At 56.4% G+C, this 15,980-nt stretch carries 16 protein-coding genes; 8 read left to right on the top strand and 8 right to left on the bottom strand.

Annotated elements, in window-relative coordinates; all coding sequences use genetic code 11:
* Nucleotides 1-9: 9 nt before the first annotated feature.
* The 5 genes from WFN87_RS01800 to WFN87_RS01780 form a co-directional block, all read right to left on the bottom strand.
* Nucleotides 10-1,476 (bottom strand): mannitol dehydrogenase family protein, encoded by a 1,467-nt coding sequence (locus WFN87_RS01800; RefSeq protein ID WP_336981665.1) that lies wholly within the window; start codon nucleotides 1,474-1,476, stop codon nucleotides 10-12.
* 191 nt (nucleotides 1,477-1,667) lie between these two features.
* On the bottom strand, nucleotides 1,668-2,240 hold the full coding sequence (gene yeiP / locus WFN87_RS01795) for an elongation factor P-like protein YeiP (RefSeq protein WP_008459912.1): 573 nt from the start codon (nucleotides 2,238-2,240) through the stop codon (nucleotides 1,668-1,670).
* A gap of 164 nt (nucleotides 2,241-2,404) precedes the next feature.
* A complete protein-coding gene (locus tag WFN87_RS01790) occupies nucleotides 2,405-2,665 on the bottom strand; it encodes a DUF2534 family protein (protein ID WP_008459914.1) in 261 nt (86 codons plus the stop codon).
* A 60-nt stretch (nucleotides 2,666-2,725) separates the two neighbouring features.
* A complete protein-coding gene (locus WFN87_RS01785) occupies nucleotides 2,726-4,792 on the bottom strand; it encodes a TonB-dependent copper receptor (protein ID WP_336981733.1) in 2,067 nt (688 codons plus the stop codon).
* 109 nt (nucleotides 4,793-4,901) lie between these two features.
* Entirely contained in the window at nucleotides 4,902-5,342 is a 441-nt protein-coding gene (locus WFN87_RS01780) for a DUF2946 family protein (RefSeq protein ID WP_166991045.1), read from the bottom strand.
* Between the two features lie 133 nt (nucleotides 5,343-5,475).
* Here WFN87_RS01780 and WFN87_RS01775 point away from each other — a divergent pair, with 133 nt between their 5' ends.
* A complete protein-coding gene (locus tag WFN87_RS01775; protein WP_008459920.1) occupies nucleotides 5,476-5,730 on the top strand; it encodes a zinc/iron-chelating domain-containing protein in 255 nt (84 codons plus the stop codon).
* Here the strand turns inward: WFN87_RS01775 and setB are convergent.
* Nucleotides 5,727-6,911 (bottom strand): sugar efflux transporter SetB, encoded by a 1,185-nt coding sequence (gene setB, locus WFN87_RS01770; RefSeq protein WP_336981661.1) that lies wholly within the window; start codon nucleotides 6,909-6,911, stop codon nucleotides 5,727-5,729. The two genes, WFN87_RS01775 and setB, sit on opposite strands and share 4 nt — an antisense overlap.
* Before the next feature lie 386 nt (nucleotides 6,912-7,297).
* Between setB and fruB the strand changes: the two genes are divergently transcribed.
* The 5 genes from fruB to nadS all read left to right on the top strand — a co-directional run bounded on the left by fruB (nucleotide 7,298) and on the right by nadS (nucleotide 11,980).
* Nucleotides 7,298-8,428 (top strand): fused PTS fructose transporter subunit IIA/HPr protein, encoded by a 1,131-nt coding sequence (gene fruB, locus WFN87_RS01765; RefSeq protein WP_008459922.1) that lies wholly within the window; start codon nucleotides 7,298-7,300, stop codon nucleotides 8,426-8,428.
* Nucleotides 8,428-9,366: a 1-phosphofructokinase gene (fruK, locus tag WFN87_RS01760; RefSeq protein WP_008459923.1), complete on the top strand. Its 939-nt coding sequence runs from the start codon at nucleotides 8,428-8,430 to the stop codon at nucleotides 9,364-9,366. The genes fruB and fruK overlap by 1 nt, the downstream gene beginning before the upstream one ends.
* Before the next feature lie 16 nt (nucleotides 9,367-9,382).
* Nucleotides 9,383-11,071, top strand: coding sequence for a PTS fructose transporter subunit IIBC (fruA, locus tag WFN87_RS01755; protein ID WP_336981658.1), 1,689 nt, complete (start codon nucleotides 9,383-9,385; stop codon nucleotides 11,069-11,071).
* Nucleotides 11,072-11,361: 290 nt separating this feature from the next.
* Nucleotides 11,362-11,709 (top strand): type II toxin-antitoxin system RelE/ParE family toxin, encoded by a 348-nt coding sequence (locus tag WFN87_RS01750; RefSeq protein WP_336981656.1) that lies wholly within the window; start codon nucleotides 11,362-11,364, stop codon nucleotides 11,707-11,709.
* Complete coding sequence (nadS, locus tag WFN87_RS01745; RefSeq protein WP_008459926.1) at nucleotides 11,696-11,980, top strand: NadS family protein; 285 nt, start codon at nucleotides 11,696-11,698, stop codon at nucleotides 11,978-11,980. Before WFN87_RS01750 ends, nadS begins: the two co-directional genes overlap by 14 nt.
* 42 nt (nucleotides 11,981-12,022) lie before the next feature.
* Here the strand turns inward: nadS and nfo are convergent, their stop codons facing one another.
* A complete protein-coding gene (gene nfo / locus WFN87_RS01740) occupies nucleotides 12,023-12,880 on the bottom strand; it encodes a deoxyribonuclease IV (protein ID WP_336981654.1) in 858 nt (285 codons plus the stop codon).
* Between the two features lie 86 nt (nucleotides 12,881-12,966).
* On the bottom strand, nucleotides 12,967-14,016 hold the full coding sequence (locus WFN87_RS01735; protein ID WP_008459930.1) for a YeiH family protein: 1,050 nt from the start codon (nucleotides 14,014-14,016) through the stop codon (nucleotides 12,967-12,969).
* 124 nt (nucleotides 14,017-14,140) lie between these two features.
* Between WFN87_RS01735 and yieE the strand changes: the two genes are divergently transcribed.
* Nucleotides 14,141-15,007 (top strand): DNA-binding transcriptional regulator YeiE, encoded by an 867-nt coding sequence (yieE, locus tag WFN87_RS01730; RefSeq protein WP_008459931.1) that lies wholly within the window; start codon nucleotides 14,141-14,143, stop codon nucleotides 15,005-15,007.
* A 184-nt stretch (nucleotides 15,008-15,191) separates the two neighbouring features.
* Nucleotides 15,192-15,977 (top strand): transporter substrate-binding domain-containing protein, encoded by a 786-nt coding sequence (locus WFN87_RS01725; RefSeq protein WP_336981731.1) that lies wholly within the window; start codon nucleotides 15,192-15,194, stop codon nucleotides 15,975-15,977.
* The last annotated feature ends 3 nt before the right edge of the window (nucleotides 15,978-15,980 follow it).

The raw sequence follows: 15,980 nt of genomic DNA, 5'->3' as shown, positions 1-15,980 counted from the left end.
CATTGATTGTTAACTTAAGCGCAAGTTTTCGACCGCGCCGCGTGCGCCCAGGCGGATGAGTTGCTGCCAGGCTTGCCGCACGTTTTCGACAAATTTTTCGTTTTTGGGCAGGTCATCACCAAAAATTTCGTTCAGGCAGATGAGGGCGCTGACGCGTTCGTTTTCGCCGCTGTCGCTCACCAGCATCTGGATTTTGCCCTGGAGCGGATCGCGAACGTCAATCGCATGACCCTGTTCGTCGAGGCCGCTAACGTAGCGCATCCAGCCTGCGATCCCGAGCGCCAGGCATGGCCAACTGCTCCCGTTTGCCAGATGCCAGCGCACGCTTTCCAGCCAGCGCTGAGGAAGCTTCTGACTGCCGTCCATGGCTATTTGCCAGGTTCGGTGCTTCAGCGCCGGATTTGCGAACCGCTCGAGCAGGCTGGCGGCGTACTGATTCAGGTCGATGCCCCGAATGTTCAGCGTCACCGCCTGCTCCTGCAGCATCAGGTGCTTTGCTGCACGGGCAAAATGTTCGTCAGCCATACAATCATTAATATGCGGGTAACCGGCGAGGTAGCCGAGATAAGCCATAAATGAGTGGCTGCCGTTGAGCATCCGCAGCTTCATCTGCTCGTAGGGCACCACATCGTCAACCATTTCCACCCCGACGGCTTCCCATTCCGGGCGTCCGGCGACGAAATTATCTTCGACGACCCACTGAATAAACGGCTCGGCGGCAATGGCGCAGGGGTCTTGTACGCCCAGTATTTCCGCAATTTCCTGCAGCGATTCCTCCGTGGCTGCCGGAACAATGCGGTCGACCATGGTGCTGGGGAAGGTGACTTCTTTGGCAATCCATTCTGTCAGCCCGGCGCTTCGACTCGCGGCCATACCCAGAACGGCCTGGCGAACCAGGTGCCCGTTATCAGGAATGTTATCGCAGGATAAGATCGTAAAGGGGCTAAGCCCACGCTCACGGCGACGGCTTAGCGCCTCCACAAGTATTCCTGGTACGGAATGCGGAGACTCCGGCGACGCCAGATCGTGAATAATCCGCTCATTGGTGGGATCAAGTTTTCCGCTGGCGGGATCGATGCAGTAGCCTTTTTCGGTCACGGTCAGGGAGACAATGGCGACCTGCGGTTCACAAAACTTCTCTATGATGGCTTCCATGCCATCCAGCCTCGCATTCAGGCATTCTTTCACGGCACCGATGACCCGCGCCTGGTTTCCCGCCGCCCCTTTTTCCAGCACCGTGAAAAGATGATCCTGTTGCCTGAGATCGTGCATCAGCTTATCACCGTTAAACAGGCTGATCTCACAGATCCCCCAGTCGCCGCCCAGTTTGTTGAGCACCCGATCGGTGAGCAGGGCCTGATGCGCACGGTGGAAAGCGCCAAACCCAAAATGCACGATACGGGTTTTCAGCGCGCGGCGGTCGTAGTTTGGCCGTTGAACGGTATCCGGAAGTGAAGCAGTGGCAAGGGTATCCATAGAGTCGCATCCTGTGTAGGGAGGTGGGAATCTATGCAGTGTAAAGCTGTATGACAGGAAATAAAATTGGTCTGTTTAGTTAATCGCTTTTGTGTGATGTAGGTCTGATAATAAAGCAGGATGATGTAATTGGTATAATAACTTTGGTTGTGAGAACAAAAAAAACGCTCCCGAAGGAGCGTCATTTATTATTAGTCTGCGCGGCCCATAGAGCGTTTTTCTGCGATATGAATGCGGATTTTTTCCCCGGCAACCATGTATTCCGGCACCTGAATCACCAGGCCGGTGGACAGCGTTGCTGGCTTGGTACGAGAGCTGGCGGAAGCGCCTTTGATGCCCGGAGCCGTTTCGATGATTTCCAGATCCACGGTCTGCGGCAGCTCCAGCGCCAGCAGCTGGCCGTCCCAGGTCAGAACCTGCATGTCCGGCATACCGCCTTCGGGAATGAACTGCAGCTCTTCTTCGATCTGGTCTTTGGTGAAGATGTACGGCGTGTAATCTTCTTTATCCATGAACACGTATTCGTTGCCGTCGATATAGGAGAAGTCAACGAAGCGGCGGGTCAGGGTGATGGTGTCAACGATATCATCACCTTTGAAGCGCTCTTCCACTTTCTGCCCGGTGCGAACATCGGAGAAACGCATCTTGTACAGGGTTGCTGCGCCGCGTGCGCTGGGAGCCTGGATATCAATGTCTTTAACAATCAGCAGCTTGCCGTTGTAATTGAGTACCATGCCTTTTTTGATTTCGTTAGCTCTTGCCATCGGTGTTTCCTGTCAAAAATTGAGATGCGAAAATATTGCGTCAAAGTACTCGTGAGGCGCGTTTCAGGCAAGTGGATTTAATAAAGAAGCACAAAAGTAAGGGGCTTAAGGCAAACGTGCCGACAACATCCTGCTTTGCCGACACGCCGGTGGCTTAACGCGCCTTAGCCGCGGCCATCCTTAGGCGCTAAGAAATAGAAAGCAAACGGCAGCGAACATAGAATAGTGAACATGATCGTGTAGATAGTGACCCACGCGCCCTGCATGATAAACATGTCCAGCGTCCACTGTTCCATTGGCCAGTTGTACTGCTCTTCCACGCCTTCAAAGGTCACCTTCGAAATAAGCGACACGACAATAGTGAAAACGATGGCAACCGCGATAAGGAACTTTTTACCTTCCGGCGTACGAAGTTTTGCAAGCATATCAGCCTCCTGGCTGGGAAATGATTAAGCGTAATGGCCCCGACAACCGGGGCCAGGTAATTAAAACGTGACGTTCACTTTGCCCCAGACCGTCCGGCCTGGTTCATTGACCGGGGTATTGGACGAATAGCCAAAGCTGCTGTTGCCCGCCAGGTTCAAGTGTTCGCTGTAGGTTTTGTTCAACAGATTATCGACCCCTGCGCTGAGCTTGATGGCTTTGCTTAGACGGTAAGCCGCGTTGGCGGAAAAAATCGCAAAGCTGCTGCTTTTATCGAAGTCTTTCCCGACCACGTTACCCTCATTCAGCGCCACGCGATGCTGGCCGCTGACCAGCCGCAGCAGGCCGGTGCTGCTCCAGTCTCCTCGCTCCCAGGTCAGGCCGAAGCGTGTTTCCAGCGGGGCTATTTGCGGCAGCGGCTGATGGTCACTGGTGTTTTGCCCCCAGGCATACGCCAGGCTTGCGTCCGCTTTCCAGGCTTCGGTCAGCGCGTAGCTCATGCCCATTTCGCCTCCCATAATGGTGGCGTCCACGTTATCTGCCTGACTGACGCGGGCGTTCCTGGGGTCATAGCGGAAGAGAATAAAATCATTCACCCGGCCAAGGTAGGCGGAAACCCAGCTGTTGAAGCGCTCCCCGCTGTACTGGGCGCCAATATCCAGCTGTGTCGTTTTTTCCGTTTTCAGCTTATCGAAGACATTTTTAGTGCCGTCCGGCCCGTAGGTGGGGGAAAACAGCTCCCAGTAATCCGGGAAGCGCTCGGTGTAGCCCACGCCAGCGTACAGCATGACGGGGATATCGCTCAGCGTTTGTTCGTAGCGCACAAAACCTGCCGGTAGCGTTTTGCTCCGCACGCTGGCACCTGCGTCCGTATCATTATTGACGCGAGTTCGATCGAGGCGCGCGCCGCCGATAACTTTGCTGCTGTCGGTGGCATTCCAGGTCAGTTCGCTAAAGATACCTGCGTCCTGGAAACGGGCATCCTGCTTCCAGCCGGCGCCCTGTTTGCTGCGATGGGTGCTTTGCTGCCCGTCGATACCGCTGCGCAGTTCGTAGTCAGACCACAGCCACGTGCCCATCATGCGCCCGCCAACCGTGCGGCGATCGAGCTGCATCGCCATTGGCATATTCATGCTCATGGATGAACCCATGTCCATCGAACTGCCCATATCCATGCCCATCGAGGAGGCCATATGCCCGCCGGACATGCCGCTGGACATTGTTCCCGGCGAGCGGAGGGAATAGTTGTCCATAATATGATTGGCGTAGTTGTAGTAGACGCTGCTTTCAAACTTGTTGAACACCTCGCCGATGTTCGACATTTCAAAGCGCGCCCCGAGGCTGTCGCGCCTGAACTGGGAGCCGTCCATACTGCGGCCCGCGTAGCGGGCTTCACCGTTGCCTTTACCCGCCGTTAGCTCCAGCAATGTGTCTTTGTTGGGCGTCCAGCCCAGCGCAACATCGGCGTTCCATTTATCCCACTTTGAGGCCACCCGGTTGCCGCTGCCGTCTTCGTAATCGGCGGAGTGGGACTTATTGCCGATCAGGCGTAAATAGCCGTCCTCACTCCCCAGACTGACGTCTGCATTGCTGTCCCAGCGCTGGTTGGACGCTGTGAGCAGGCTGGCCGTGCCCTGGATGCCCGCTTTATCAAAGCGCGGCGGTTCCCTGTCGAAGCGGACGGTTCCCGCGGAGTTACCCGGCCCCCATAGCACGCTTTCCGGCCCTTTAATCAGCGTCAGCAGATCAAAGCTCTCCGGTGAAATATATGAACTTGGGGCATCCATTCTGGCCGGACAGGCCCCCGGCATTTCACCATTATTGGTCAGGATACGCAGGCGAGAACCGAACATGCCGCGAAAAACCGGGTCGCCGTTGGTGCCGCCATTGCGGATTTGCGAGAAACCGGGGATGGTTTTCAGGTAGTCAGATCCGTCGCTGGCTGGCACGGGCTGACGCGGCGTTTTAGGGGACGTCACAACTTCCAGCGGTGATGATGCCGGAGAGGTGACGATCATCACGGCATCGTCCGGCATAGTCATCGTGTCATGCGAACCCGCCGCGATGGCTGCGGGAGAAGTGATAGCCAGCAGTATCCAGGATACCAGCGGCTTTAAATGTGTTTTCATCATTGCCTTACTGTCCTTCAGGCGTAACGTTGCCGCTCTTTATAAAAAGAACAGCTCGAGACAACGCTTCAGCGTCGCCTGCGGCATTACGCGGTTAATTATTGGTGTTTTAAGCGAAGTAACAGGCAGCAGAGGGCGGGGCGCGGGCCGGGTGAGGTGACCAGGGGCGAGAAATCGCCGCGCAGCAGAGTGCGATCACCGGCGTCCGGCGCACGCAAATCAACAATAACAGCAGTAAAACGGTGAGGCAGAATTCAATAAAAGGCAGGTGGATCAGCAGCTGGCAATAGCCGCAGGCGATTTCTTCTCCCGGCGACATGCCCGGGCCGGACATCAGCATATTGTGCGGCATTGACGCCTGAGGGCACGGTTCGGGCACAGGCATGTGATGGCCCATGTCAGACATGTCCATTGTCATCATCATGCTGCTGTGTTCGCAGGCTGAATGGTGCATCAGCGATTTTGAAATTACCGGTGCAATAAACAGCATGGCAACGGCAAGCAGCGCCAGCCAGCAGGCTGTTCGGTGAAAGTGATTGCGCCGTGACAAAACGTTACCGATCCGTAGTCGTTGTGGCGCAAGTGTATCCTGAAAGAAGGAATGATGTTAAATGAATTGTTAGATTGACGCAGGCAGTGGGTCTGCTATTGTCACGCACCTTTTGACGCCGGTGGAAACGTAAATGGATTGTCGTCCTGACTGCGGCGCTTGCTGTACTGCGCCTTCTATATCAACGCCTATCCCCGGTATGCCGGAGGGGAAGCCCGCCAACACGCCCTGTATTCAGCTGGACGAACGCCTGCGCTGCAAGCTGTTTGGATCGCCTTTGCGGCCTAAAGTCTGCGGCGGCCTCCAGCCTGCCAGAGAGATGTGCGGTACCTCACGCCAGCAGGCAATGGCCTACCTGATCCACCTTGAAGCCGCGACGGCACCTTAAATATCTTTGATTTGGGCCATGCAATAAATACTGACGGCTATCATCCCCAGTGCGATGAAAAAGACGCTGTGATAGTTCCAGATCTCGGCCACCACGCCGGCGAGCGAACCGGCAATGATCCACCCTACGCGCGTGGTGTTGGTATACAGCGTGGTGGCGGCCCCTGCCTGACCAGGCATAAGATCCTGAAAATAGGTCATGCCGATCCCGGCCAGAATCCCGATAAAGATAGCGTTGAGCAGCTGCAGCCCCAGCAGCATATATTCATTGGTCAGCGTTACCATTCCGACATAGAAAAGCAACCCGGCGGCAACGGCAAAGCGCATCAGGAAGCGCTTACCGAAGCGTTTGGCGTAGTAGCCCGCAATCAGCATGGTCGGGATTTCCAACCCGGCTGCGGTGCCCATCATGATCCCGGCGAGCTTCTCCGGGAGGTGTAACTCATTGATGATGTAAAGCGGCATATTGATGATATAGAGGCTGTTACAGCCCCACATCATGGTACAGGCGGCGAACAGGAGCAGGGCGTCGCGGCGGTTGCGACGCGGTGACTCGAGCCGGGCTTCTGCTTTTGCCACCGGTTCTTTGCGCATGGACGGCAAAAAGAGCCACACCATCGCGCCGCAAATCACAAAGGCAAACGCCGCACTTAGGTACATCACCTTGAAGCCAAACCCCATCGCCAGCGCGTAGGCAATTGGCGGCCCAATCACCCAGGCAAGAGACACCTGTGCGCGGAGGATAGAGCTGAACATCACCGCTTCACGCCCGGTGCTGTCGGCATGCTCGCGGGCAAGCGCAAACATCTGCGGGTTGGCGGTGGAGCCGAAGCTGCTTAGAAACACCCCGACGAACAGCAAAATAAAGTAGTTACGGTTCCAGGCGAACAGGATGCAGCCCAGCGCACCGAGCAGGCAGCAGGCAAAAATCAGCGTTTTCCGGTCGCCTTTGCGGTCGGAGCGCCCGGCTAAAAACTGGCTCACCAGAATGCCAATCACCGCGCTGCCGGTGAAGAAAAAGCCGACCAGCGCAGGGCGAACGTGGACTTCATCGGTTAAAAACAGGCTTAGCGTTGGGGTTTGTAGTGCCCCGGCGATGCCGGTCAAAAAAGCCACAATCAGAAACGCGGTTGAGGTGAAGTCCAGAGGCTTACGGGCGGCGGTAACGGGAGCGTTTTGCATACTTTTGGACGGCAGGAAAAAGAATGCGCGGAGTGTACCCTCGTTACCCCTAAATAGACAGATTTACCCTTAAGTCCTGCGCGGGAACTCGCACAAATTATCCAGGAAGCGAAGGCCGCTTTGGCGATACGTTGCCAAAGCTGAAATTTGCTGATGCCGGGTTGTAAACTGTTGCCAGTGTGCTGAACACTCGGCCTGCTAAACTGAAAATGTGCTGAAGCTCTAAATTTCGCAAACAGAAATGCGAGAAATGTTGCGTGTCATGCAGCATTAGCGCAACACTCCTTGAAACGTTTCAGCGTCATCTTTTTGCATCCCGCAGCTCGAGATGGCGCATTTTTTCTCAAGCTAGCTGAATCGTTTCAATTCAGCGAGAGAGGCGATCTATGTTCCAGTTATCTGTGCAGGATATTCACCCGGGCAAAGCTGCCGGGAGCAAAGAAGACGCTATCCGCCAGGTTGCCGCCGCCCTTGTGCAGGCAGGCAACGTCGGTGAAGGCTACGTCAACGGTATGCTGGCGCGTGAGCAGCAAACCACCACTTATTTAGGCAACGGGATTGCTATCCCGCACGGCACCACCGACACGCGCGATCTGGTGCTGAAAACCGGCGTTCAGGTTTTTCAGTTCCCGCAGGGCGTGGAGTGGGGCGAAGGGCAGACCGCTTACGTGGCGATCGGTATTGCGGCCAGTTCCGACGAACACCTTGGCCTGCTGCGCCAGTTGACGCATGTGCTGAGTGACGACGAAGTGGCTGCACAGCTGAAATCCGCCACCAGCGCGGAAGAACTCCGGGCGCTGCTGATGGGCGAGAAGCAAAGCAGCGCGCTGCTGCTGGACAACAGCCTGCTGGCGCTGAACGTCGAGGCCAGCGATTTGATGACGCTGCAGGCGCTGAACGCGGGCCGCCTGAAGCAGGCGGGTGCGGTTGATGCCGCTTTCGTCAGCAACGTGATTGCCGGTAATCCACTGTATCTCGGTCAGGGTATCTGGCTGAATGACAGCGCGGCAGGCAACCTGGCCAGCGCGGTTGCTGTCAGCCGTCCGGCGGCCAGTTTTGAAGCGGATGGAAACCCGGTTTCTCTCCTGATGACCGTCGCTGTGGCCGACGACCAGCCCTTGCAGGTGCTGAACCGCCTGAGCGACATGCTGATTGGCAACCGTGCCGACAAGCTTTTAACCGCAGATGCGCCGGCGTTGCTGACGCTGCTGACCAGCGATGATGCCCCGGCAGAAGAAGCGCTGAGCGCCGAGTTTACCGTGCGTAATGAACACGGCCTGCACGCCCGGCCGGGTACGGCGCTGGTTAACACCATAAAACAATTCAATAGCGAAATTACCGTGACAAACCTTGATGGAACCGGGAAACCGGCAAATGGACGTAGCCTGATGAAAGTTGTTGCTCTGGGTGTGAAAAAAGGCCACCGGCTGCGCTTTACCGCGCAGGGTGAAGATGCTGAACAGGCGCTGAAAGCGATTGGCGAAGCCATCTCTGAAGGACTGGGGGAGGGCGCGTAATGACCAGACGTGTAGCAACGATCACCCTGAACCCGGCCTATGACCTGGTGGGCTTTTGCCCGGAAATCGAGCGTGGAGAAGTAAACCTGGTGCGCACCACCGGTCTGCATGCGGCTGGCAAGGGCATCAACGTCGCTAAAGTACTGAAAGATCTCGGCATCGACGTGACCGTAGGCGGATTCCTCGGCAAAGACAACCAGGACGGCTTCCAGCAGCTGTTTAGCGAGTTGGGAATCGCCAACCGCTTCCAGGTCGTACAGGGCCGTACCCGCATCAACGTTAAGTTGACCGAAAAAGACGGGGAAGTCACCGACCTGAACTTTTCCGGGTTTGAAGTCACCGGCGCGGACTGGGAACGCTTTGTGGCGGACTCCCTGAGCTGGCTGGGCCAGTTCGACATGGTTTGCGTCAGCGGCAGCCTGCCTGCGGGCGTTTCCCCGGAAGCGTTCACGGACTGGATGACCCGTTTGCGCAGCCAGTGTCCGTGCATCATTTTCGACAGCAGCCGCGAAGCGCTGGTTGCCGGTTTGAAGGCGGCACCGTGGCTGGTCAAACCGAACCGTCGCGAGCTGGAAATTTGGGCCGGTCGCAAGCTGCCTGAATTGAAGGATGTGATTGAGGCGGCGCATGCGCTCCGTGAGCAGGGGATTGCGCATGTGGTGATTTCTCTAGGCGCGGAAGGCGCGCTGTGGGTTAACGCTTCAGGGGAATGGATTGCCAAACCACCCACCTGTGAAGTTGTTAGTACCGTTGGCGCAGGAGATTCCATGGTTGGCGGCCTGATTTATGGCCTGCTGATGCGCGAGTCCAGCGAACACACGCTGCGCCTTGCTACCGCCGTTGCGGCCCTGGCCGTCAGCCAGAGCAACGTAGGCATTACCGATCGTACACAGCTGGCCGCCATGATGGCTCGTGTCGACCTGAAACCTTTCCACTGACAGCAGGAGACAGGCAATGAAAACGCTGTTAATTATTGAACCGGGACTTGGGCAGGCGCGCGCGTATCTCGCGAAGACGCTGCTCGGTGCCGCAGCGCCAAAAGCGCACCTCGACATTATTGATAACCCGAACGATGCCGAACTGGCGATTGTCGTTGGCAACGCCATTCCCGCTGATACTTCACTGAACGGCAAAAAGGTGTTCCTGGGCGATATCGATCGCGCGGTGCAGCACCCGGAATTGTTCCTGAACGAAGCGAAAGGTAAGGCTCATACGTACACCGCCCCGACAGCTGTTGCAACCGCCCCAGCAAAAGGGCCGAAGCGTATCGTCGCCGTCACGGCCTGCCCGACCGGCGTGGCGCACACTTTTATGGCGGCGGAAGCCATCGAAACCGAAGCGAAAAAACGCGGCTGGTGGGTGAAGGTTGAAACCCGTGGTTCCGTTGGCGCAGGGAACGCGATTACCCCTGAAGAAGTGGCCGAGGCGGATCTGGTGATTGTGGCGGCGGATATTGAAGTGGATCTGGCTAAATTTGCCGGGAAGCCGATGTACCGCACGTCTACAGGCCTGGCGCTGAAGAAAACGGCTCAGGAGCTGGATAAGGCGCTGGTCGAGGCCAAACCTTACGAAGCCGCAGGTAAAGCCAGCGCGGCTCAGGAATCCGGCAAAAAAGAAAGCGCCGGGGCGTATCGCCATCTGCTGACGGGGGTGTCTTACATGCTGCCGATGGTGGTTGCGGGCGGCCTGTGTATTGCGCTCTCCTTTGCCTTCGGTATCACTGCCTTTAAGGAACCTGGTACGCTTGCCGCGGCGCTGATGCAAATTGGTGGTGGCTCTGCGTTTGCGCTGATGGTCCCGGTTCTGGCGGGGTATATTGCCTTCTCGATTGCGGACCGTCCTGGCCTGACGCCGGGTCTTATCGGCGGCATGCTGGCCGTTAGCACCGGTTCGGGCTTTATCGGCGGCATCATCGCCGGTTTCCTGGCGGGTTATATCGCGAAGCTGATTAGCTCGAAGCTGAAGCTGCCACCAAGCATGGAAGCACTGAAGCCGATCCTGATCATTCCGCTGTTCTCAAGCCTGGTTGTTGGCCTGGCAATGATCTACCTGATTGGCACCCCGGTGGCTAAAATCCTGGCGGGCCTGACCCACTGGCTGCAAACCATGGGCACCGCGAACGCGGTTCTGCTGGGCGCGATTCTGGGTGGCATGATGTGTACCGATATGGGCGGCCCGGTGAACAAAGCGGCTTACGCTTTTGGCGTCGGCTTGCTCAGTACCCAGACCTACGCACCAATGGCGGCGATCATGGCCGCGGGCATGGTACCACCGCTGGCGCTGGGCCTGGCTACGCTGGTGGCTCGCCGTAAGTTTGATAAGGCGCAGCAGGAAGGGGGCAAAGCGGCGCTGGTGCTCGGGCTGTGCTTTATTACCGAAGGGGCGATTCCGTTTGCCGCCCGTGATCCGATGCGCGTGCTGCCTTGCTGCATCATCGGCGGGGCGCTGACGGGGGCGCTGTCCATGGCGGTTGGCGCGAAACTGATGGCCCCGCACGGCGGCCTGTTTGTCCTGCTGATCCCTGGCGCGATTACTCCGGTGCTGGGTTACCTGCTGGCGATTGTCGCCGGTACGCTGGTGGCGGGCCTGTCCTACGCCTTCCTCAAACGTCCTGAAACGGAGCTGGCGGCGAAGGTCGCTTAATCTTCCGCTCAGCTAAAAAACGCCTCGTTAATGCGGGGCGTTTTTCTTTCTATGATCAATGTTACTCTCCGAACAATCCTTAAAGGCCGCTAAGTCAGTTCGTGAGGCATGTCTCGAGCCTGACTGAAAACCTGCCAGGTCGTTGCACCCCATTTATTCTCACTTTTCACACACCTGCTTTTTCAAGCTTGTTTCTGAGTGAATAAAAATAAATATTTTGGCCTGGCACACAATGAGAGTGTACTATATACACCATTGGTGTACGTAGTACCCTTAAGGATGAGGGCGCAATGACGCACGCTATAACTTTTATTGAGACGACGTTATTTACCCGTCAGATTAAACAGTTTGCGACAGATGATGAACTTAGCGCGTTGCAAAAGGTTTTAATTGGCTCCCCGGAGAAAGGTGATCTGATTCAGGGCACCGGAGGGTTACGGAAAATCAGAATGGCAACCGGCGTTCGGGGTAAAAGCGGGGGCGCTCGGGTAATCTATTTTTTTGCAACGGCAGAGATGATTTGGCTGATCATGGCGTGGCCGAAGCACATAAAAGACAACCTGACGGCAGCAGAAAAAGCTGAACTCAGGAGGCTGACTAAATTACTAAAAGGTAACGTAGAAAATGAGCTTCTTTAATGACCTTAAAACCTCGCTTGAAGAGGCGGTGGAAATTAAAAACGGGGGAAAATTACCCGCGAAGGTCGTGCGTTATGACGTGGCGGATGTTCGGGCGATAAGGGAACAGCTGAAGGTTTCGCAAAGTGAAATGGCTCAGGCCTTAGGCACCAGCGTTGACACGATCAAAAGTTGGGAGTCAAAACGTCGCAATCCCACCGGATTAGCGGCCAAGGTACTGGCTACCATTCAAAGCAATCCTGCATTTTATTATGAGCTGGCAGCGCACTGAGTGCAGCTACCAGCAATGACCCTGACGCATCCAGCGACAGCGTTATGCCGTCGCTTCCTCGTGCTGTTGTGCTTTAAGCCAGGCGATCTCTTCGGCCCAGATATCCGGGTTGGTAGTTTCCAGAATTAGCGGAATACCATCGAAACGGGCGTCACGCATGATCCAGCTAAACGGCGTGTGGCCGATATTCCCGAGGCCGAGGCTGTTGTGGCGGTCAACGCGGCTGCCAAACTCGCTTTTGGCATCGTTGAGGTGCATCCCGCGCAGGTATTTGAACCCGACGATACGCTCGAACTCACTAAAGGTTTTTTCGCAGTCAGCTTCTGTGCGCAGATCGTACCCGGCGGCAAAGGCGTGGCAGGTATCGATGCAGACGCCAACGCGGGATTTATCTTCCACGCCGTCAATAATCGCCGCGAGATGCTCAAAGCGGAAACCAAGGTTACTGCCCTGGCCAGCGGTGTTTTCGATGACTGCGGTCACGCCTTCGGACTTCTCCAGCGCAATGTTAATCGACTCTGCAATGCGCCTCAGGCATTCCTCTTCCGGAATCTGCTTCAGGTGGCTGCCCGGATGGAAATTCAATAGCGTCAGCCCCAGCTGCTGGCAGCGCACCATTTCGTCGATAAACGCCTCGCGGGATTTTTCCAGCGCATCTTCAACCGGGTGGCCGAGGTTTATCAGGTAGCTGTCGTGGGGGAGGATTTGGCCTGGGCCATAATGGTATTTTTCGCAGGCGCTCTTAAAGTTGTCGATAACTTCGCTGGTCAGCGGCGCGGCGCGCCACTGGCGTTGATTCTTGGTGAACAGGGCAAAAGCGGTGGCTTCCAGTTCGTGGGCGCGAATGGCGGCGTTTTCCAGGCCACCCGAGGCGCTAACGTGCGCTCCAATAAACTTCATCTGTCTTCTCCTGTTTCTTGACGGGCAAAACCCGCTATCGGTAGTCCGTCATGATAGCGGGTCAGGAGGCTTTTTTCCGTATTGAATTATGCTAACAGGTGATGAATTGCCAGGTTAATGGCCGCGCCGCCGACAATCAGCCAGATGAACAGCACCAGCGCCATAAGCAGCGGGCGAACCCCGGCTTTTTTCAGGGCACTAACGTGGGTCGTCAGGCCCAGAGCAGCCATCGCCACTGCCAGCAGGAAGGTATCCAGCGTGACCAGCACATTCACCAGCGCCTGTGGCAGGAAGTGGAAGGAGTTGAAGATCGCCACCACGATAAAGAGTATTGCAAACCACGGGATGGTGATTTTACCGGTTTGCGCCGAGCCAGCCGGTGCCAGAGATTTAACGCGGGCGGCCAGGAAAATCAGGAACGGGGCGAGCATCATCACGCGGAGCATTTTGGCAATCACCGCCGCATTTTCCGTTTCCGGGCTAATGGCGTGCCCTGCGGCAACAACCTGGGCAACTTCATGCATCGTTGACCCGGTGTAAATCCCAAAGGCTTCCGGCGTAAACCAGTGACTGACGAACGGGTAAATCATCGGGTAGATAAAGATAGCCAGCGTCCCGAAGATAACCACGGTGGCGACGGCCACGGTGACTTTACTGGCTTCGGCTTTCACCACCGGTTCGGTGGCAAGTACAGCCGCCGCGCCGCAAATACTGCTGCCCGCACCAATCAGCCAACTGGTTTGTCTGTCCAGACCAAACACTTTCTGGCCGAGCCAGCAGGCGAGGGCGAAGGTGCTGCACAGCGTCAGGGCGTCAATCACCAGGCCGCTGACGCCAACGTCGGCAATCTGCGAAAACGTCAGGCGGAAGCCATACAGAATAATGCCGAGGCGCAGAAGGTGCTGCTTGGCGAACAGCACGCCGCCGTCGCACTGCTGCCAGATTTTGGGATACACGGTGTTGCCGATTATCATGCCGCACAGGATGGCGAGCGTCAGGGCGCTAAGGCCGACGCCTGCCACCGCGGGAATGTTGCCAAGCCATAACGCCAGGCCGGTAATGGCGGCGGAAAGCGCCAGCCCCGGTAAAAAATGCCACAGCGTGTGGCGGCGAGCTTGTACGGTGAGTACTGTCATAACCTTCTCCTCTGTCTTAGGGAAAAGGCTACGCCTGGCTGGCATAAAAATAAAATTGATTATATATTTATAATTAATCTTTATAAGTGGTAAGCGATGGCTGCCACCACAGGAAATCTCTCTTATGCATATCACGCTGCGGCAGCTGGAAGTCTTTGCTGAAGTGCTTAAAAGCGGTTCGACCACGCAAGCTTCCCAGATGCTGTCCCTCTCTCAGTCGGCGGTCAGCGCCGCGCTTGCCGATCTTGAAGGTCAGCTTGGGGTTCAGCTCTTTGACCGAGTGGGGAAGCGCCTCGTGGTAAATGAACACGGCAGGCTGCTCTACCCGCGAGTTGTCGGGCTGCTGGAGCAGGCCGGTGAAATAGAACAGCTGTTTCGGGAAGATAACGGCGCGATCCGCGTGTATGCCAGCAGCACCATTGGCAACTATATTCTGCCGGAAATGATTGCCCGCTATCGCCGCGACTTCCCGAAGCTGCCGCTGGAGCTTAGCGTCGGCAACAGCCAGGACGTGATCAACGCGGTGGCGGATTTTCGCGTCGATATTGGCCTGATTGAAGGGCCTTGTCATATGGCGGAGCTGGTGACCGAGCCGTGGCTCGACGATGAGCTGGTGGTCTTTGCTTCGCCGGGCAACCCGCTGGTGCACCAGGCGGTAACGCTGGAAAGCCTGGCAAAGCAGCCGTGGATCCTGCGTGAGCGCGGCTCAGGCACCCGCGAAATCGTCGACTATTTACTGCTTTCGCATCTGCCAGAGTTTCAGTTGGGTATGGAGCTGGGCAATTCCGAGGCGATCAAACATGCGGTGCGCCACGGGCTGGGCATCAGCTGCCTGTCTCGCCGGGTGATTGCCGAGCAGCTGGAGAGCGGCTCATTGGTTGAAGTGGCTATTCCCCTCCCTCGTCTGGTGCGGACGCTGTACCGGATCCACCATCGCCAGAAGCATATCTCTAACGCGCTGCTGCGTTTTCTGCGCTACTGCGAAGCATAATGCACCAAAATCTTGCAGCTGCACCTGATTGGGGTGTGGCTGCGAGGCAACCTCCCGCCCGTTAACTTCTTTTTCACCGCAATGTAGCAGCGATCTTTGCGATTCATCGTCGTTGGCACATTAGTTGCAGAATTGAATTCAAAGAATCTTTTGTTTCAATCAGGCGACGAGGCTGCACATGACGATGAAAAAATGGTTGTTCTCTTTAGTTGGCGCAACGGTGCTGCTGGCTCAGGCCGGGGCGGTAATGGCCGATCAGCTGCAGGATATCGAAAAACGCGGCGTGCTGCGCGTAGCGGTTCCGCAGGATTTCCCGCCTTTTGGTTCAGTGAACGCTGACCTGAAACCTCAGGGTTACGACATTGATATGGCGGCTTACCTGGCAAAAGGTCTGAAGGTCAAGCTACAGCTGGTGCCGGTCACCAGCGCGAACCGCGTGCCATATCTGCAGACGGACAAAGTTGACCTGGTCATTTCCAGCCTCGGCAAGAACGCTGAACGTGAAAAAGTCATCGATTTTAGCCGCGCTTACGCCCCGTTCTTCCTTGGCGTGTTCGGGCCGAAAGATGGCGCAGTGACAGATGCTAAAGCGCTTAGTGGGAAAACCATTGGCGTGACCCGTGGCGCAGTAGAGGACATGGTATTAACCGACCTCGCGCCGAAAGACGCCGACGTGAAGCGCTACGAAGACAATAACACTACCATCTCCGCCTATCTTTCAGGCCAGGTGCAGTACATCGCCACCGGTAACCTCGTTGTGGCGGCGATTGCCCGCCAGAGCCCAGCCAAAGCGCCGGTCAGCAAATTTATGCTCAAGGATTCCCCTTGCTACATCGGGCTGAAAAAGAATGAACCTGCGCTGAAAGCGAAGGTGGACGAGCTGATTGGTGAGGCGCTGAAGAACCATACCCTGAACACCTTGTCGCAGAAATGGATGCAGGCGCCGCTGCCTGCCAACCTCGGCGCTTGAGGT

It is taken from the genome of Cedecea sp. AS113, from assembly GCF_037152415.1.
GTDB lineage: Bacteria > Pseudomonadota > Gammaproteobacteria > Enterobacterales > Enterobacteriaceae > Cedecea.
This window is presented reverse-complemented; position numbering and strand designations above follow the sequence as displayed.